Genomic DNA, 18042 nt, shown 5'->3' on the forward strand with positions numbered 1-18042 from the left:
TGAGATTAGCGCTTTTTTCTATTCCAAAACCAATTACTTATTATAATTCCCGTTAATCCGCCGCACGTATCAAGTAATGAATCTTGCCACATTGGTGTACGGTCTCCCGTATACCATTGGTGAATTTCATCAAATGTTGCATAACCCGCAACGAAAAGAAGGGCATATATAAAACATCTTTTCCTCGAATAACCTGATCGATGAAAAGCGTAATAAATCAATGAACCTAGCATAAAGAACACCATAAAATGAGCACCTTTACGAAGGAAAAACTCAATAAATCCGCCTACACCTTTATTCGCAATACTAACAGGGGTTCCTCCACCATAATCGATAGATACCCATGAAAAATGCTCTTTCACAAATTCAACATTTACATATTGTTCAATATCTGAACGCATATCCTGCTTTTTATATGGTTGTGCCGAAGAATAGAAAATCAGCCCCATCCATAGTAATACAGGAATCCAAAATAACCATTTACGATTCATTATCCAGAATTCTCCTCTCTTAATCTTTTAAGGGTACCAAAAAAAAGAAAAAATTTCACGCCAAAACATGACATTTGTACCCTATTTATAAAGTGAAAGGAGGTGATACACATGGCAATTGAAACAATCGTAATGGATTTAACTTTACGTCTTGTCTTAAACAACGGATTAGATAAGAACGGAAAAACAGTTTTCAAGAGCAAACAATTTAAACGTGTTAAAACAAATGCGAGCTTAGATCAAGTACACAATGTAGCTCATGCTCTAGCTTCCTTACAAGCATCACCACTTCACGCTGTACAACTTGTAAGCACATCAGATCTTTCTAAACTATAAAGTAAAACTCGGATCAGTGGGGATTTTATTCATCCCCGCTGATTATTAGACCGCAATTTAACCGGCAGACCCGAATCCCATAAATAGCTTGATAAATACAAAGGAGGGAATAACACATGCAAGTACTAGAGTTGATTTTCGCAAAAGAAGATGGAAAAACAGTCGTTTTTTCTATCGATACGCCCATCACACCAATCGATGCACAAGTCGTAAATCAAGTAATGGATACAATCCTCGCCTCATCTGTATTTTCATCCATTGATGAAAATACACGAAAAAAGGGAGCTCGCCTTGTAGAAAAAAATGTATCTGAAGTTCCAATTACTCTATAAAATGAAAAAGACGAATCTGCATCATTTTGCAGATTCGTCTTTTTTCTTCGGCATTTCAATCGGAATAAAAATCTTTGAGAAACCGACGCATACGTACTTATAATGTTCTTCACCTATATCAAACTCAGTCGTATATGTTGAGAAGAATATATAATCATTTCGCTTCGTATAATGATCAATTAATAACCCAACTTGTGGCTCAACATACTTTTTCGCTAACTTTTTACCGGCCGATGCCAAGTCGCCAAGGAGACCCTCTTCATTCTCTTTTTGAACTTCATCTAGCTTCTTACTCACATCATTACGCTTCATAAACTGCTTCGCTGCCCATTCTGTATATTCGCCCTTACTCGGATTACTGTTTGCTAAATATACTAGGAGAACGACAACTAAAGCCATAATAATATACTTTTTCTTCATACTATATCACCGCCTACTCTTTTCTATTTTCATATATATGTACAAGCGATGCAAATTAGAAAGACTATCACCTATTGATTGTAAACGAATAGACAAAATTTACAATACAAAACAAAATATTAACACCGAGTTTACTTATTCCGTATATAATTATATTCGAAATATTAATTTCATAAGGGAGGACTTAAAATCATGAATGATGAAAATAACATTATTATTTCTAGTTCTACTATGATGCTTGTTCCATACAATCACCCTTATTATCGTACAAAACTTATCGACAGTAGCGGAAACCATCTTTACTCCTGTCAAACTGCTCTCCAACTTATACAGAAATCTTGTCTAACAAATATTCATTCTACTTATCAAGGGAGACGTAATGCTGTAAAAACAAAATTTAAATTTAAACAAAACGTTCCAATTCCGATCAATCATAGAGAATATATTTGTGCTTTCCCAACAGAATCTCCTGCTTCTCCAAATTGTATTTGGCTTTTCTTCAAACATGTTCATACAATAGAGTTTTTCAAAAAAGCTAAACGAGCTAAAATTCATTTTTCAAACGGAGCTACCGTAACGATACAAATTAGTCCCCATAAGTTAAGCCAGCAATTATGGAAAGCTGGATATGTATTATCCCAAATGAACATGCAAGATTCATCACCTTAATAACAAATAGAATGGAAGGTAGTATTTCCTTACCTTCCATTCTATTTTCTATTTTTATCCTTTTACACTATCTCGCATTTTCTCGAGTGCTTGCCGATACATCCATCTTACTTGATAATATGTCATTTCCGTCTCTAAAGCGATTTCTCCCATCGTCTTCCCTACAAAAAAACGTTCAAAAATAATATACTTCTCCTTCTCATCTAACACGCTCATAAAATCCTTCACTCTTATTTCAACGTCCTCAAAATGAAAGATATCCTCATACTCTCCTACACATACACATCTCTCCTGCACTGCGAACTCTTTCTTCAATCTCTCTAATATATAACCTCGCACCGTGACAACTGCATATGCAGGGAAATACCCCTTCTTTTCATCAAATCTTTCATACGCATGCCAAAGACCGATTAAACCACATTGATAATACTCTTCATAATCTTTACGAATACCTAATTTCTTTATTTGATTTACAATCATCCCTTCATACAAAACAACTGCCTCTTTAAAAGTCGCTGGCTTCACACAGTACCCGTTTCTAAAAGGTATACCTTTCTAGTATTCCGCGGTACCTTCACAATATAAAAATAAAGAAAAAATTTCACTGTGAGTAATTTCAAATACTACCGACGGAATTTGAAATTAAACTAGATAGTATTTGAAATTTTGTTGGTGGTATTTGAAATAGGGGTAAAAATAAAAAAGGTGACTCTTGGAAGAGCCACCTTTTCTATCTTATTTCCTTATTGGAACATACCTTGTAAAGCTCCGATTCCAAGAGTTAAAACAAAGAAAACAATAGTAATAATTGTTGCCTGCTTTTTAGTCAAACCTGCTGTAATTTGAAGACCTAGCCATGTAACTACATATCCCCAAATTGTAAACACTTCAAATTTACTTACAATACCTTTTACAACACCACTACTCGAGGCGAAAATTGGTCCTAGGCCAGTGTACATTTCTTGACCCGATCCACCTAAAATATAAGCTAAAATTATATTTATTAATACACCAATTAATGAAATAACACTTGAATATACAGTAATCGCCAATAATTTTTTATAAGAAGTATCATTGCTCATAAACACCATTAATACTTTATACACTACAGCACTTAGTAAGAAACTAAATCCCATACCAAGAGCACCTACACCGAATCCCATACCATATGTCATTCCAGCTGAAACAGTAACACCTAACTCCTTATTGAGCTCAATTGCTTCAGGTGTTAGAGAATATACATAAGCAGCAAATCCCCCAATAAGTCCACCTAATAAAACAAGTAGCCAAAACGCTCCCCAAACTGCATTACTCGTTTTCATTCTTTCGAACTGCACTCCAGGAGAAGTGATCATTCCGAACAATGATGGCTTTTCTCCACCAACTTTTTGCGTATTCAAATTAGCTTCCATTATAACGCCTCCTTCTATTTATATAACCCGTTCTAACGGGCGGTTCACTTCCTCACGCAAGAGGCTACGAACCGCCCACTAGAACGGTAATGTGTAGTTCTACTACACTATTAATTACTCATAACGCAATGCTTCAATTGGATCTAATTTCGCAGCTTTATTTGCTGGAATTAATCCGAAAATAATACCAAGTGTCATCGAGAACAGTACGCCTCCAACGACAACTTCCCATGAAACGAGTGGTGGCCATTTTGCGAATGTAGAAACGATATATGCTCCGCCATACCCAAGGCCAATTCCGATTAAACCACCTAGAAGCGTCAACATAACTGCTTCAATTAAAAACTGTAATAAAATTTTACTACGCGTTGCTCCAAGCGCTTTACGTATCCCAATTTCGCGCGTACGCTCCGTTACAGATACAAGCATGATATTCATAACACCAATACCACCAACGACTAATGAAATACCAGCGATACCACCGATAATCATCGTCATGATGCTAGTTACTTTAGAAACATTTTCTTGGAGTTCTTTTAAATTCACCAGTTCATATTTACCTGGGATTTCACTTGGCTTACGACTATTTAATACATCAACAGCTCGTTTCCCTGCTGCTTCTAAATTGTCTACATTTTTAGCTTGAATGGCGATATTTTGAATATCATCAGTTCCGTATAAAACAGGCCATAATGTAAGAGGGATTAACGCTTCTTCCATTTCAAATCCCATAAACTCATTATCAGATGTATACACACCAATAATTTGCATTGGCTGTCCCTTCATCTCAATAATTTGTCCAACTGGGTTTACGTCCTTAAATAACGTCTCCTCTGTTTTTGTGCTAATCATCACAACGTTATTCGCGTGAGAAATATCTGATTCATTTAAGGAGCGGCCCTTTACAACCTTTACTTTATTAACCGCAAAATATTCATTATCAAGTCCAATAACATTCAGCCTTGCTTTTTTATCATTTACATCAAGTGTCTCTGTCGTCGAATTTGTTGTAATAACGTGTGAAACATCTTTCACTTGTTTTACTTCCAAAATATCCTCTTCCGTTAACTTCGGTATTTCAAATCCACCTATAGCAAATTCATCATTAATATCTGTTTTAAATTGAATTGGCATAAGGTTATTACCACCAGAACCTGCGAATTTCGACTTCAACATCGCTTCCCCGCCTTGCCCAATTGCAACGACAGTAATAATCGAACCTACCCCGATAATAATACCGAGCATCGTAAGAGCAGAACGTAGTTTATGAGCTAAAATAGAAGATAAGGCAATTTTTATACTATCTAGTAAACTCATACCGCACACCTTCTATCTTCTGTAACTTTCCCGTCTCGCAGTACAATGCGGCGGGAAGAATACGCTGCTACTTCCTCTTCATGCGTAACCATAACAATCGTCGTACCTTCTGCATTAAGCTTCGTGAAAATATCCATAACTTGCTCACCAGACTTCGTATCAAGTGCACCAGTCGGTTCATCGGCCATAATGAACGTTGGATTATTTGCAATCGCTCTTGCAATTGCTACACGCTGCTTCTGTCCACCTGATAACTCATTTGGTAAATGATGCACGCGATCTGCCAATCCAACTTTACCTAACGCCTCCAAAGCCCGCTTGCGACGCTCCGCTTTCTTCACGCCACCATATACGAGCGGAAGCTCAACATTTTCCACTGCGGAAAGACGCGGCAGCAAATTAAAATGCTGAAACACAAAACCGATATATTCATTACGAATTAAAGCAAGCTTTGACTCGTCTGCTGTTAAGATATTCACGTCATTCAGCATATATTCACCTTCTGTTGGACGATCTAAACAACCGATAATATTCATAAGCGTCGACTTACCAGAACCAGAAGGTCCCATAATCGAAACGAACTCACCGCTCTGAATCGTTAAACTAATACCGTGTAAAATCGGCACTGCCAATTTTCCTTGATAATACGTTTTAGCAATATGATTTAACGTAATCATTTCTCTTTCACTTCCATTCCGTCATACACATCGTCGGAAGGATTTTTAACCACCTTTTGCCCCACTGTTACGCCTTCTACAACCTCTGTCCAATCTCCATCAGTAGAACCTTTTTTCACATTTTGTTTACGAAGCTTCCCTTTATCCTCAACATAAACAAATGCATCATCGCCTTTTGCTACAATGCTCTTACTTGGGACAGCAATCATCTTCTTATTCTCTAAGTTTACTTGCAATGAAACATGATAACCTGGAGATAAACCATCTTGACTATCAAGACTTGCTTTATATGTATACTGAGACATATTTTGAGTTGCTTCACCCATGCCGCCAGCTTGCGCCATCTCTGCACTTGTTGGGAACTCACTTACCTCTGTAATCTTACCTGTCCACTTCTTCTTATTATTTGCTTTTGCAGTTACAGTGAATGTTTGATCTTTTTGGATTTGTGACTTTTGAAGCTCAGTTAACGTACCTTGAACTTGGAATGGATCTTTAGAAGCTACTTGTAAAAACGCTTTTCCTTGACCACCTAACGCTTGAGATGAACTTTGTGCCGCATCTTTATCTAACTTTTGAACAACACCAGCAAAATTGCTATAAATCGTAAGTTCTTTCTGCTTCTTACTTAACTCTTCTTTCTGCAACTTTCCTTTTTCTTTCTCAAGGTCAATTGTTTTTTGTCCTATCTCTAACTCGTTTACTTGCTCTTCCATCGGATCTGTTACTTCTTTCCCAGCTCCGCTATCTTTCGCCTTCTTAATTTCTTTCTTTAACGAATCAATCTTCTTTTTTCCTTGATCATAACGCATATCCGCCATCTTCTGATCAAGCTCAGCTTGCTTCATTTGAAGGTTAATCTCTTCATTATCATAAGAGAATAACTTCGTGCCTTTCTCTACCTCTTGCCCTTCTTTTACCTCAATATCTTTCACTTTCCCTTTGGCCGGATCTGCATAGAAGCTTTCAATATTACCAGGCTTCACCTGACCAGAAATTAACTTCGTATTATTCAGCTTACGCTCTGTCACTTTCTCAAAACTTACAGCATCAGCATTTGTTGATGCACCCTTCTTCTTACCTTGCATAACAAAAATATTAATTGCCGCTACAATAACAATTAGTGCAATAACCCCAATAATAATCCATTTCTTCTTCTTGTTTGGAGTACGAACCGTATTTGGTAACATATTACCGCTCCTTTTTTATAACTTAATAGTTTAATATAAAAATTGTATAAAACTTTCTGAAAACAAAATACATATTATTACAATCTTTTTACAAAGTTTTACACATCCATTTATATTGTAACAAAAATTCCAATGATTAGAAATATGACATTATATCTTTTAAGATAGATTTAAGAAAAGATTATATTATATAGAAAAAGCCATCCAAAATGATAATTGGATAGCTTTTTCAAACAAAATATTATGCTACTTTAGGATCTTTTCTCTCATGTCCACGTTGAACAATAAATAAGAAGATTGTTGATAAAACCGCTCCTGTTAATAGTAAGATGAAACAACCATCCCAGCCAGAACTATCAACAATAACACCAATTGCTGCGTTAGCTACAAGACTTCCGCCTACATAACCGAATAGACCACACATACCAACTGTCGTACCTACTGCAAATTTCGGTACTAATTCCATCGCACTTAAACCGATTAAGAACTGTGGTACATAAATTAAACAACCGATAATAGAAACTGCAATACTTACAACAAGTACGCTAGTTGCTTGCCAATATATAAACGTACCAATAACAACTCCAACCATACTAATAATACATAATGGCATACGTTTTCCTTTAAATAATTTATCACTTAAAAAACCAACGATTAATGAACTTGGAATTGCCATACCTTCAAAGATTGCATATGCCGCATGCGCTTCTGCTTTTGAAAATCCTTTAACTGTCGTTAAATAAAGTGGAACCCAGTTAATAACACCGAAACGAATTAAATAAACAAAAGCATTCGCAATACATAAGAACCATACAAATTTATTTTTCACTACATACTTCATTAAAATTTCTTTTGGTGACATCTTGTTAGCATTATCTGCTTTTTCAAGATTTTCATAGTCATTACGATACTCATCAATTGGAGGAAGACCTTCAGATTCTGGTGTATCCTTCGCATTGATCCAAACAAGCACTGCAATTACCATTGCGATAATCGCAGGGAAAATAAACACGCCGCCTTGCCAATGATTTTCACCGAAAATACCTACGCCAATTCCGACAAGTGGTGGCACAAGCATTCCACCAACGTTGTGTGAAATATTCCAAAGACCTGTTTTCGTACCACGTTCTTTCTTCGAGAACCATTTCGTCATAACAATACTACAAGGTGGTGCTCCCATACCTTGCACAATACCGTTAACAACAAGTAATGTAACAATCATCCCAAATGATGAGGCAAAACCGAAACAAATATTTACAAGCCCTGATAAGAATAAACCGACTGCGATAAAGCGCTGGGCGAAAGCTTTATCTGATAAATTCCCCATAAAGAACTTACTAAATCCATAAACAATTGCCATTACTGAACCTAGTAGACCAATTTCAGCTGTACTAAAACCATATTCTTGTACTAAATACGTACTTGATAACGTAAAGTTACTACGAACTAAATAATAAGCAGCATATCCAACTGAAATCCCGATTAACACACGAATACGTAGTAATCGATATACACGGTCGATCATATCCGCTGGCAATCTTTCAATTGCAGGTGCTGGCTTGAGCCATTTAAACATATATTTTCGTCTCCTTTTCTCACTTCAGAGAGAGACGCTGTCTATTCCATATCTCAATTATTCCGCTATTTGATATATTTTGGTTCGTCCTTCTAACCGGCTGTCCTTCTATTTCTTTCTCATTCTTCGCAAACATCGTTGGTACGCCAAACGACACTTTTTCTAAAATATGCCCCGCTTCTTCTGATAAACAATAATCAATAAATAAATCCGCAATAATACCACTCGGTGCACGTTTTAGTTTAGAAATCGCATTAACAGATAACCCTGTTTGCTCAGGTTCGTTACTTAAAATCGGAAAACCTTGTTTTTGAAGCATTCTCTGATCTCCCATAAAGTTGATGCCTATCATATATTCACCGCTCGCAACAAGTTCTGCTGGGATGTAACCATTCACTGTTACTTCTCCAACTTGTTCCGCCAGATTCTTCACATATTCCTTCGCTTCCTCTTCACCTAACGTATCAATAAGTGATTGAAAAAACGTATATGCTGTACCTGAAACATTTGGATCGGGCATGACAATCTTTCCTTTATATACTGGATTCAATAAATCTTTCCATCTTAACGGATACGAGAGACCGAGCGGCGCTATTTCCTCGTTCCACCGCTCTTTATTAATCGCAATTGCCAGCTTCTCCACTTCATAACCGTACCAATAACCATCTTTATCTTTAACAGTTTTTGAAATACGATTTGCATGTTGGCTTATCACAGGAATAGAAAGATTTTTTTGCTTCATCATTTGATGCGCATCTACTGTACCGCCAATAATAATATCCGCCTTCGGATTTCCGGCTTCTTCTTCCACTCTACGAAGAAGTTCTTCTGTTGAAAGACGAATAAATTCATACGTACATCCGCGCGGCTTACAAAATGATGAAAGTAACGCTTCACCAACTTCCTCACGAGCCGCTACATACGCAACAATATGACGATCATCCAAAATAGGGAGACCATTTTTACTATATTTAATAGAGGTTGTATCTCGAGAGCAACTAGACATCGCTCCTCCAATTACTAGCAAAAAGAAGAAAAAGGCTATCTTTCTCATGACGCATTCTCCTTTACGAATAACTCTGCTAGAGAGCTTTTCATATACATGACATTTCCGTTATTATCACCGAGATATTGCACAACAAAGTACGATGGATACACAGAAATCGTAAGAATATCTTCACGATCATTCTTTACACGCTTACCTGTTTTATAAGCTGTAATATAAGCAATCGGTTCATTCTGCGATTGTAATAACTTCTGAATTTCTCCGTAATCTGTAATTTGCTTTGCGTATCGAATAGAATCAAGTATGTGCGTAAGATTGATAGTACGTACCACATCACCTTGACGTACTACGACATCCTTTGCTGAAGCAAAGAAATCACTAATACGCTCTGGTGTGTAATACAGGCTTAATAAATACGTTTGAAGTGCTGAAATCATCGGATCCATGCCATTCTTTCCGTATACATTTTCCCCATACTGGAACAAGTCACCTACTGCAAAAGTACGCTTATGTCCATTCAAGTACGTTACTTCTCCAGTAAATACTTGTTCTTGGCTCTTAACGTCCCCAGGCTCTATTCGAATTCGGTCAAAGAATGAAACAATTGTATGCAAACGAACTTCATCCGTTACAACGATTTCTCCCCACTTTTCATGTCTTACTTTCACTTCAATTGGAAGAGATTCATTCACCCTTTGTAAAACGGCTTGTTTATCATTTACAATGTTGATTCGATTATATATTTGCTTCTCCATAACATAAAACAAAACAAGAGAAACAATCATACAAATGACAAACATAAGAATTTGAAATGATAGCCTTTTCATTTCTGCCTACCTCCAAGATAAAAAAACGTTGTTTCGAAAATACCGCATAATTGTTTCATAAATGTATCATTTAACCGCTTTCAAGTTTTTTATATCTTCCATCCTTCTCGGAAGCAAAAATGTAATGAATATTGTAGTACCTATTTCTTCATTACTCTCAATCCGCATGCTTCCGCCCTGCTTATTCATAATCTCCTGACAAATATACAAACCATACCCATTCCCGTAACTAGAAGGAAGTGCTTTTCCTTTCGGAGACTCATTCCACTCTGCAAGCACCATTTCATCTATACCGATCCCATCATCATGAACAAAAACCTTCGCCTCCTGCTCATTCACAATTACATTCATACGAATGTGCGAAGCATCACTATACTTAATTGCATTATCAAGTACATTTAAGAAAATTTGCTTCGTCTTATCAAAATCCGCCACAACATGTACATCTGTTAACTCATTTATCACTTCAATTTCAAACTGATTTAGACGGGGTTTCACAATTGAAACTGCTTCTTCTGCCAATTCCTTTATATTCACAACTGTAGGAGACACTTCAAACGTACTCGTTCCATATTTCGAGGACTTAAGCAGTTCCTCTACAAGTGATAATAACCGCTCACTTTCCACAGCCACATAACGAAGACTTTCCTGTACATCTTCTTTCGATTGTAACTTCGGAATTAAATCAACATAACCGATAATTGCCGTTAGCGGTGTTTTTAGCTCATGCGTAATGCGGTCTAGGAAATCTTTCTGCTTCTCTTTCTCCTCCTGCAATTGCTTAATATGCAGCTCAATTCCATCGGCCATCGCGTTAAAAGATGCTGAAAGCTGAGCGATTTCCACGTACTCATTTAACTCAATCTTACTCTTATAATCACCATTCGCGAGCCTCTGTGCCATTTGTCTCAACTGATCAATTGGTTTATGAAGAGACTTTGCCAAACGAATTGCAAAGAAAATACCGGTAGCAACTAGGCAAAGAGATGTCATTAAGAACGTCCAACTCACATTTGTTAAAACTTCCTTCTCACCCGTTAACTCATTTATAAAACGAATACTTCCAATGACATCGTTTCCATAATATACTGGGCTTGAAAACAAAAGAATGGGAGCGGGATCCGCCTCCTCGAAAACATAAGACTTTTTCCCCTTCAAGGAACTCTCAATGTCGATGTTACGGTGAAGCAATGCTCCTTTTTGTGTATCTGCAACAACATCGCCATTCTTCCCAATCATCTGCACACGGACATCCATACGCTTCGCTAAATACGACGCAATTAAAAGTGAATTCGGACCAAGCGTATCCACTTCTGCTTCCTTCTCTAAATAATTCATCGTATAAATTTGTGCTTCTACACTTAACTTTTCTAAAGAATCTGCTGCGTTATGATACATATTCTTTTCTAACGTAATATAAACAACTGCATATAAAAGAACAAAAATCGGAATTAACAGCCCAACTATTCCAAACACCATATTTCGCTTTAAAGACATACCATCACCACTTAACAATCCAGTTTATAGCCAACGCCATAAATTGTCTTAATATATTCTCCACTCGTCCCAAGCTTCTTGCGAAGTCTCTGCACCATAATATCAACTGCTCTCGTATTTCCGATATACTCAAATCCCCATACTTTCTCAAGCAACTCATCCCTCATAAACACACGCTGCGGATTTGAAACAAATAACTGACATAAATTAAACTCTCGGTACGTTAACTGAATCTCTTGTCCACTCACATGTACCTTTCTTTCCTTAGGACAAATCACGATCTCTCCAGCCTCAATTACTTCATGACTTACAGCCGCATCCGTCTTCTTTACACGCCGCGCCATATTCTTAACCCGAAGAATAAGCTCCGCATAATTAAATGGCTTCGTCACATAATCATCAGCACCAAGCTGCAATCCAAGCAACTTATCATTCATCTGACTTTTTGCCGTTAACATAAGCACCGGAATATCCCTATCCCTCTCACGGAACAAACGAAGCAACTCATACCCATCCGTATCCGGAAGCATAACATCCAAAATCAATACATCCGGCCCTTCATTCCATTTCTCTAAAGCTTCTCTCCCATCAGCCGCTGCCAATACTTCATAACCTTCCATCTCCAACTGCATCCGAATCAAATTACGAATACTCGATTCATCATCAACCACAAGTATTTTCATTATTCTCCTCCTTCCATCATGTATTATAGTACAGTTTAGTATAGCAAAAATCCTATAAAAAAAGAGAGGGTATTGTCGAACATATTTTGTCGACGATACCCTCTCTTTCACTTATTATATTTATTTAGCATATCCATTCGGTTGCTTTTGATGCCAATTCCAAGCATGTTCAATGATTGTCTTAACATTTACATACTTAGGATCCCATCCTAGCTTCTCTTTCGCTTTCTTAGAAGAAGCAACTAAACGTGCTGGATCGCCCGCACGGCGCGGTGCTACCTCAGCAGGAATTTCATGATTTGTAACTTCGCGAACTGCATCAACGATTTCTTTTACACTGAAACCATTACCATTTCCTAAGTTATAGAAATCACTCTCTCCGCCGTTCTGCAAGTCTTTAAGCCCTAAGAAATGAGCCGCTACTAAATCTTCAACATGAATATAATCACGGATACAAGTACCGTCTGGTGTATTATAATCATCACCAAACATCATAATCTTCTCACGTTGACCTAAAGCCACTTGCAACACAAGAGGAATTAAATGTGTCTCTGGGCGATGATCTTCTCCAATAATACCATTTGGAGTTGCACCAGCCACGTTAAAGTATCTGAAAATCTTATAACGTAAATTAGAAGCTTGGCTATACCAATGAAGCATCTTCTCGATTGCTAACTTCGTCTCTCCATACGTATTCGTTGGATTTGTCATCGTTTCCTCAGTAATAAGATCCACATCTACCTCACCATACGTTGCTGCAGTAGAAGAGAAAATAAACTTGTCTACCTTAAACTCATCCATCACTTCTAACAAGCAAAGGGCACCATACACATTATTATTATAATATTGAAGGGGCTTCTCCATACTAACTCCAACTAAAGAATCAGCTGCAAAGTGCATAACCGCCTCAATATTTTCTTGTTTAAAAACATCTCTTAAAAATGATTTATCACGAAGGTCGCCATTATAAAACTTCGCGCCTTCCGTAATTGCATCTTCATGACCAGTTTGTAAGTTATCTACTACTACTACAGATAAACCTTCGTCTACTAATTTTTTCACAGCGTGAGAACCGATGTAGCCAGCTCCACCGCAGATTAAGATTGAGTTCATTGTTTTCCTCCTACTATTTCAAATATCTTAATTATAAAAGGAAAAGGTATACGATAACTCGTACACCTTTTATCTCTCCTTCATTACTTAGCTACAAAATAATCAGTTACATACTTCGCCCAAACGTCATGTCCTTTTGCACTTGGGAAACCGAATTCTTCTTGTAGGTATGGTAAAATTGCTTTCGTTGAAGCATCCGGCCATGCTGCCCAATGATCCATATATGTATAATTATTTTGCGTCGCAAATTGTTTTAATGCTTCAATCGCTTTCGGATAATTTTTCGCACCATACACTGGATTTGATGGTTGAATCATAATCGTAGCACTCTTTGCACTAGTAGAAAGTGCTTGAACGAACTTCTGTGTATTTGCGACAGAGTTTCCATTACCAGTTTTACCGTTATCAGTAATAAATGGTGGCTCAAATAAAATTACATCTGGATTCTCTTTCGCAATTTCTTTATCACGCTTATTCGCAATTAACTCTTCTGTGCTTTCACCCTTATATTCCTTTACAGTCACATTCCATAAACCTTTACCGTAAGCAGTTTCTAAATTAGCCGTTAACTTAGCTGCCCAAGCACCTTTTTCAGATGAAGAACCTTCATCACCAACAATAATAAGGTTTACTGCCTTTTTATCCTCAGCAGCTTTCTTTAACTTCTCTTTCACTACATCTGGCAAGTTCTTCGCGTATGCCTCATTAAAAGATGACTTCGCATCTTGTTTTTTCTCTTCTTTTTTCTCTTCTTTCTTTGCTCCGCTATCTTTTACTTCAGTCTTTGTTTTCGTCACTTCACTCGTTTGTCCTGTTGCATTCGCAATCTTCTTATTCCAGTACAATTTACCACTCACAATCGAAGCAACAAACAATACAAAAATAACAAGGACAAGTACCGCTTTCTTATTCATTGATTCACCTCATCTATTAATCTCACAATATATAATACTAATATAAATCCATGCAAAAATAAACCCAACTCCTTCCAAAGGAATTGGGTTATTACATATTACTTAGTGACTTCAAGATGTGCTCTTAACTTATTCGTTAAATCTTGTTTTGCTGCCTCTGGGACATAGTAATACCAAATACCATCAGCGGCTTTGTGACCGTCACCTGGGATTTGAATATCTTCACTATTCTGCAGACAATCTTTATAATTCTTTTGCATATCAAACATTTGATCTTGCGTTAAGTTTGTCTTCACATTCTTTTGAATTGCTGTTAATACATCACCATAACTTGTTAAAGAAGAGAAAGTTGCGCCTTTCTTAATAACAGCTTGCATTACTTGGCGCTGACGCATTTGACGTCCGAAGTCGCCGCGAGGATCTTCTTTACGCATACGCGTAAACGATAACGCTTCATCCCCCGTTAAATGTATATTCCCTTTAATAAAGTGGTGACCATCTGCAGTAAATTCTAAGTCATTATTTACATCTACGCCACCAACTGCATCAACAATATCCTTAAATCCCTCCATATTTACCTCAACATAATAGTTAATAGGAATATTTAAGAACTTTTCTACAGTTGAAACAGACATATCTACGCCACCAAATGCATATGCGTGATTAATTTTATCATTTTTCCCTTTTCCAACGATTTCTGTATACGTATCACGAGGGATACTTACTGTTTTCATTGAATTATTTTTAGGATTTAACGTAATAACCATTAAAGAGTCTGAGCGCCCTTTGTCTTCACCGCGCTCATCTGCTCCTAATAGTAAAATTGAAACCGGTTCAGATTTATTAATCTTTTCTTCTTGTTTATTATCCTGATCACGCTTTAACGGCTTATGAACTTCATCTAATGTTTTTGAGACTTTTGAATATACATTATAGGCATATACTCCTCCACCTATAATCATTACCCCTATAATCCCTAGTACCCATAATAGGATTTTCTTTTTCATTACTATAGACCTCTTCTTTCAATTATTCGAAATAAATATTCAGATAACATAAATATTAACTTAATCTATTATACTAAGAACGAGATTCTATAACTAGTATATTTCCTGTACAGTAATGTAAGATTTTGATTATTTCACTTTATAATAATCTACATACCAATTAGAAAATTCCTGCAAACCTCTTTCTATAGAAGTTTTAGGTTTAAAATCTACAGCTTTCTGTAATAAATCAGTTGATGCGTACGTAGCTGGTACATCTCCTGGTTTAATAGGTTCAAAAACTTTCTCAAATACAACTTCTCTTCTTAAAGCTTTACTTAACGCTTTCTCTAAAGTCTCGATAAATACCATTAATTTTTCAGGATTATTATTTCCAATATTAAATACCTTATGTTCAACATCACCCTTAGATGGGTTGTTTAAAAGACGTTGAATTCCTTCAACAATATCATCTATATAAGTAAAGTCTCGATACAGATCATTTTCAAAATCACCATTATTAAATATTTTAATCGATTCACCAGCGAAATATTTATCAGTAAATCCAAAATACGCCATATCTGGACGCCCCATAGGACCATATACTGTAAAGAAACGAAGTCCAGTTGCAGGGATTTTATACAAATGACTATACGTATGTGCCATTAACTCATTTGATTTCTTAGTAGATGCATAAAGTGATACTGGATTATCTACAAAATCTGTTTCCTCAAATGGCACCTTTTTATTAGCTCCATATACAGAACTAGATGATGCATATACAAGATGATCTACTGGATAATTTCTACATGCTTCTAAAATATTATAAAAACCGATAACATTACTTTGAATATATACATCTGGATTTTCAATAGAATATCTTACACCTGCTTGTGCCGCTAAGTTTACAACAATATTAGGCTTGTACTCTTTAAAAATCTGAGTAATCATATCCTTATCAGAAATATCACCTTTAATAAAAGTAAATTTCTCATATGGATTAAGTCGCTCTAAACGAGCATATTTAAGATTCACATCATAATAATCATTTATATTATCAATACCTATTACGCGGCAGCCTTGCTCTAATAATTTTTCAGATAGAAAGTATCCTATAAAACCAGCTGCTCCAGTAATAAGATATGTTTTACTATTATCTAGAGGCTTGTATTTCAACGTCATTCAACTCCTTAATACGTTCTCTATTTGTTGATTTTCTGCCTACAGAATGGTATTCTACGCCCACTTCCTGCATTGCTCCAACATCATAAATATTTCTTCCATCATAAATGAGTGGTGTTCTCATTAACTTTTTATACACCTCTGGAGTTAGTTCCTTCACTTCTCCCCACTCTGTGAAGATAAAACAAACATTTGCTCCTTCTAAAGCTTGTTCAATATCTGTAACATATGTGATATTTCCGTTCTTATTTTTTCCCTCTGGATACACTTTTGCAAAATTATTTGCACCGACTGGATCAAATGCATAAATATCAGCACCTTGCTCTAACAGTAGAGGAATATTTTCAAGAGAGGCTGCTTCTCTTAAATCATCTGTTCCAGGTTTAAAAGTCAATCCTAATACCGCGACTTTAAGTCCATTAAAGGTGATTAATCTTTGGCTAGCCTTTTTATATAGTACAGTTTTTTGATTTTTATTCACATCAATTGCTGCCTTTACCGTTCTTAATTCGTAGCCATTTTGTCTTGCTAAATACTCTAATGCCTTTGTATCTTTAGGGAAACAAGAACCTCCAAAACCAATACCTGCATTTAAAAATTTACTTCCAATACGTTCATCAAAACTCATACCTTTTGCAACATCTTGAATGTCCGCACCAACTAACTCACAAAGGTTTGCAATATCATTCATATAAGAAATTTTAAGAGCTAAGAAATCATTGGAAGCATACTTAATCATTTCAGCTGACCTTCTATTTACTGAAACGATAGGTAAATGAAATGGCTTATAGAGATTCATTAATACTTCTTCTGCCCATTTGCTCTCAGTACCAATAACAATTCTTTCTGCGTATAACGTGTCATGGACTGCAGAACCTTGTGCTAAAAACTCTGGATTTGATGCTACTTCTACTTTCACATCATTAACTAAAAAGTCATGAATAAACTGCTCAACTTTGTCATTTGTTCCAATTGGAACAGTTGATTTTACAACAACCAGACAATCTTTTTCTATACTTTCAGCAATTTGCTTGGCAACAGTTGCAATATATGAAAGATTTGCAGAACCATCTGCCTGTTCCGGAGTTCCAACCCCAATAAAAATAGCATCTACATCCTTATATGCTGCCTTATAATCTGTTGTATAATTAATTCTTCCAACGCTATAATTTTTCTGCATTAACTCTTCTAAATCCGCTTCATAAATTGGTGAAACACCAGATTTCATTAATTCTACTTTTTTTTCATCTATATCCACGCAAGTTACTTGGTGTCCAACTTCTGCAAAACACACACCTGCTACTAAGCCGACATAACCTGTTCCAGCTACTGCTATTTTATACATTTACAGTGCCCCTTTTCACTAAACTATAATAAATCTAAGTATTTCTCTTACACATACCCACAGAGTCAT

The 18042-nt window shown here is 36.4% G+C and carries 20 protein-coding genes; 3 read left to right on the forward strand and 17 right to left on the reverse strand.

The window, feature by feature from the left end:
• Positions 1–5: 5 nt before the first annotated feature.
• Positions 6–491, reverse strand: a complete 486-nt coding sequence (locus tag DN401_RS15225; protein ID WP_001080709.1) for a VanZ family protein — start codon at positions 489–491, stop codon at positions 6–8.
• 111 nt (positions 492–602) lie between these two features.
• On the opposite strand from DN401_RS15225, the gene DN401_RS15230 reads away from it, so the two are divergent.
• Both DN401_RS15230 and DN401_RS15235 read left to right on the forward strand, forming a co-directional pair.
• Positions 603–827 (forward strand): DUF1659 domain-containing protein, encoded by a 225-nt coding sequence (locus DN401_RS15230; protein ID WP_000963861.1) that lies wholly within the window; start codon positions 603–605, stop codon positions 825–827.
• 116 nt (positions 828–943) lie between these two features.
• Positions 944–1159: a DUF2922 domain-containing protein gene (locus DN401_RS15235; protein ID WP_001197593.1), complete on the forward strand. Its 216-nt coding sequence runs from the start codon at positions 944–946 to the stop codon at positions 1157–1159.
• Positions 1160–1180: 21 nt separating this feature from the next.
• On the opposite strand, the gene DN401_RS15240 is transcribed toward DN401_RS15235, so the two are convergent.
• Complete coding sequence (locus tag DN401_RS15240) at positions 1181–1579, reverse strand: DUF4359 domain-containing protein (RefSeq protein WP_000731405.1); 399 nt, start codon at positions 1577–1579, stop codon at positions 1181–1183.
• Between the two features lie 192 nt (positions 1580–1771).
• Between DN401_RS15240 and DN401_RS15245 the strand changes: the two genes are divergently transcribed.
• The gene (locus tag DN401_RS15245; RefSeq protein ID WP_000997461.1) at positions 1772–2248 is read left to right on the forward strand and encodes a competence protein ComK; all 477 of its coding nucleotides are present in this window, start codon (positions 1772–1774) and stop codon (positions 2246–2248) included.
• A gap of 54 nt (positions 2249–2302) precedes the next feature.
• Here the strand turns inward: DN401_RS15245 and DN401_RS15250 are convergent, their stop codons facing one another.
• From DN401_RS15250 to DN401_RS15320, 15 genes are all read right to left on the reverse strand, one after another.
• The gene (locus tag DN401_RS15250) at positions 2303–2773 is read right to left on the reverse strand and encodes a sigma-70 family RNA polymerase sigma factor (RefSeq protein ID WP_002025078.1); all 471 of its coding nucleotides are present in this window, start codon (positions 2771–2773) and stop codon (positions 2303–2305) included.
• 218 nt (positions 2774–2991) lie between these two features.
• Positions 2992–3660, reverse strand: a complete 669-nt coding sequence (gene yknW, locus DN401_RS15255) for a YknW family membrane protein (protein ID WP_000387955.1) — start codon at positions 3658–3660, stop codon at positions 2992–2994.
• A gap of 114 nt (positions 3661–3774) precedes the next feature.
• Complete coding sequence (locus DN401_RS15260; protein ID WP_000054370.1) at positions 3775–4977, reverse strand: ABC transporter permease; 1203 nt, start codon at positions 4975–4977, stop codon at positions 3775–3777.
• Positions 4974–5654, reverse strand: coding sequence for an ABC transporter ATP-binding protein (locus DN401_RS15265; RefSeq protein WP_000631603.1), 681 nt, complete (start codon positions 5652–5654; stop codon positions 4974–4976). Before DN401_RS15265 ends, DN401_RS15260 begins: the two co-directional genes overlap by 4 nt.
• Positions 5651–6844 carry an efflux RND transporter periplasmic adaptor subunit gene (locus DN401_RS15270; protein ID WP_000937326.1) on the reverse strand — a complete coding sequence of 398 codons (1194 nt, stop codon included), beginning with the start codon at positions 6842–6844 and terminating at the stop codon, positions 5651–5653. Before DN401_RS15270 ends, DN401_RS15265 begins: the two co-directional genes overlap by 4 nt.
• 241 nt (positions 6845–7085) lie before the next feature.
• Positions 7086–8420 (reverse strand): MFS transporter, encoded by a 1335-nt coding sequence (gene pgtP / locus DN401_RS15275; protein WP_000477602.1) that lies wholly within the window; start codon positions 8418–8420, stop codon positions 7086–7088.
• Between the two features lie 19 nt (positions 8421–8439).
• The gene (locus tag DN401_RS15280; protein ID WP_001225641.1) at positions 8440–9474 is read right to left on the reverse strand and encodes an ABC transporter substrate-binding protein; all 1035 of its coding nucleotides are present in this window, start codon (positions 9472–9474) and stop codon (positions 8440–8442) included.
• A complete protein-coding gene (locus tag DN401_RS15285; protein ID WP_000826625.1) occupies positions 9471–10253 on the reverse strand; it encodes a DUF3919 family protein in 783 nt (260 codons plus the stop codon). Before DN401_RS15285 ends, DN401_RS15280 begins: the two co-directional genes overlap by 4 nt.
• A 66-nt stretch (positions 10254–10319) precedes the next feature.
• On the reverse strand, positions 10320–11750 hold the full coding sequence (locus tag DN401_RS15290; RefSeq protein WP_000054026.1) for a sensor histidine kinase: 1431 nt from the start codon (positions 11748–11750) through the stop codon (positions 10320–10322).
• A gap of 11 nt (positions 11751–11761) precedes the next feature.
• Positions 11762–12433, reverse strand: coding sequence for a response regulator transcription factor (locus DN401_RS15295; RefSeq protein WP_000699546.1), 672 nt, complete (start codon positions 12431–12433; stop codon positions 11762–11764).
• Between the two features lie 120 nt (positions 12434–12553).
• Complete coding sequence (gene galE / locus DN401_RS15300; protein ID WP_001084657.1) at positions 12554–13546, reverse strand: UDP-glucose 4-epimerase GalE; 993 nt, start codon at positions 13544–13546, stop codon at positions 12554–12556.
• An 83-nt stretch (positions 13547–13629) separates the two neighbouring features.
• The gene (locus DN401_RS15305) at positions 13630–14460 is read right to left on the reverse strand and encodes an SGNH/GDSL hydrolase family protein (protein WP_098212600.1); all 831 of its coding nucleotides are present in this window, start codon (positions 14458–14460) and stop codon (positions 13630–13632) included.
• Between the two features lie 98 nt (positions 14461–14558).
• A complete protein-coding gene (tagU, locus tag DN401_RS15310) occupies positions 14559–15467 on the reverse strand; it encodes a polyisoprenyl-teichoic acid--peptidoglycan teichoic acid transferase TagU (RefSeq protein WP_098212601.1) in 909 nt (302 codons plus the stop codon).
• 129 nt (positions 15468–15596) lie between these two features.
• Positions 15597–16622, reverse strand: a complete 1026-nt coding sequence (locus DN401_RS15315; RefSeq protein ID WP_098212602.1) for an SDR family NAD(P)-dependent oxidoreductase — start codon at positions 16620–16622, stop codon at positions 15597–15599.
• The gene (locus DN401_RS15320; protein WP_098212603.1) at positions 16600–17973 is read right to left on the reverse strand and encodes a UDP-glucose dehydrogenase family protein; all 1374 of its coding nucleotides are present in this window, start codon (positions 17971–17973) and stop codon (positions 16600–16602) included. Before DN401_RS15320 ends, DN401_RS15315 begins: the two co-directional genes overlap by 23 nt.
• Positions 17974–18042 lie beyond the last annotated feature (69 nt).

Origin of the sequence: Bacillus sp. BF2-3, from assembly GCF_008368795.1 — a bacterium.
Lineage (GTDB): Bacteria > Bacillota > Bacilli > Bacillales > Bacillaceae_G > Bacillus_A > Bacillus_A cereus.

Bases quoted from the DNA above. Each gene is read 5' to 3' on its own strand.
- DN401_RS15225 (WP_001080709.1), bottom strand. From the start codon at position 491: ATGAATCGTAAATGGTTATTTTGGATTCCTGTATTACTATGGATGGGG.
- DN401_RS15230 (WP_000963861.1), top strand. From the start codon at position 603: ATGGCAATTGAAACAATCGTAATGGATTTAACTTTACGTCTTGTCTTA.
- DN401_RS15235 (WP_001197593.1), top strand. From the start codon at position 944: ATGCAAGTACTAGAGTTGATTTTCGCAAAAGAAGATGGAAAAACAGTC.
- DN401_RS15240 (WP_000731405.1), bottom strand. From the start codon at position 1,579: ATGAAGAAAAAGTATATTATTATGGCTTTAGTTGTCGTTCTCCTAGTA.
- DN401_RS15245 (WP_000997461.1), top strand. From the start codon at position 1,772: ATGAATGATGAAAATAACATTATTATTTCTAGTTCTACTATGATGCTT.
- yknW (WP_000387955.1), bottom strand. From the start codon at position 3,660: ATGGAAGCTAATTTGAATACGCAAAAAGTTGGTGGAGAAAAGCCATCA.
- DN401_RS15260 (WP_000054370.1), bottom strand. From the start codon at position 4,977: ATGAGTTTACTAGATAGTATAAAAATTGCCTTATCTTCTATTTTAGCT.
- DN401_RS15265 (WP_000631603.1), bottom strand. From the start codon at position 5,654: ATGATTACGTTAAATCATATTGCTAAAACGTATTATCAAGGAAAATTG.
- DN401_RS15270 (WP_000937326.1), bottom strand. From the start codon at position 6,844: ATGTTACCAAATACGGTTCGTACTCCAAACAAGAAGAAGAAATGGATT.
- pgtP (WP_000477602.1), bottom strand. From the start codon at position 8,420: ATGTTTAAATGGCTCAAGCCAGCACCTGCAATTGAAAGATTGCCAGCG.
- DN401_RS15280 (WP_001225641.1), bottom strand. From the start codon at position 9,474: ATGAGAAAGATAGCCTTTTTCTTCTTTTTGCTAGTAATTGGAGGAGCG.
- DN401_RS15285 (WP_000826625.1), bottom strand. From the start codon at position 10,253: ATGAAAAGGCTATCATTTCAAATTCTTATGTTTGTCATTTGTATGATT.
- DN401_RS15290 (WP_000054026.1), bottom strand. From the start codon at position 11,750: ATGTCTTTAAAGCGAAATATGGTGTTTGGAATAGTTGGGCTGTTAATT.
- DN401_RS15295 (WP_000699546.1), bottom strand. From the start codon at position 12,433: ATGAAAATACTTGTGGTTGATGATGAATCGAGTATTCGTAATTTGATT.
- galE (WP_001084657.1), bottom strand. From the start codon at position 13,546: ATGAACTCAATCTTAATCTGCGGTGGAGCTGGCTACATCGGTTCTCAC.
- DN401_RS15305 (WP_098212600.1), bottom strand. From the start codon at position 14,460: ATGAATAAGAAAGCGGTACTTGTCCTTGTTATTTTTGTATTGTTTGTT.
- tagU (WP_098212601.1), bottom strand. From the start codon at position 15,467: ATGAAAAAGAAAATCCTATTATGGGTACTAGGGATTATAGGGGTAATG.
- DN401_RS15320 (WP_098212603.1), bottom strand. From the start codon at position 17,973: ATGTATAAAATAGCAGTAGCTGGAACAGGTTATGTCGGCTTAGTAGCA.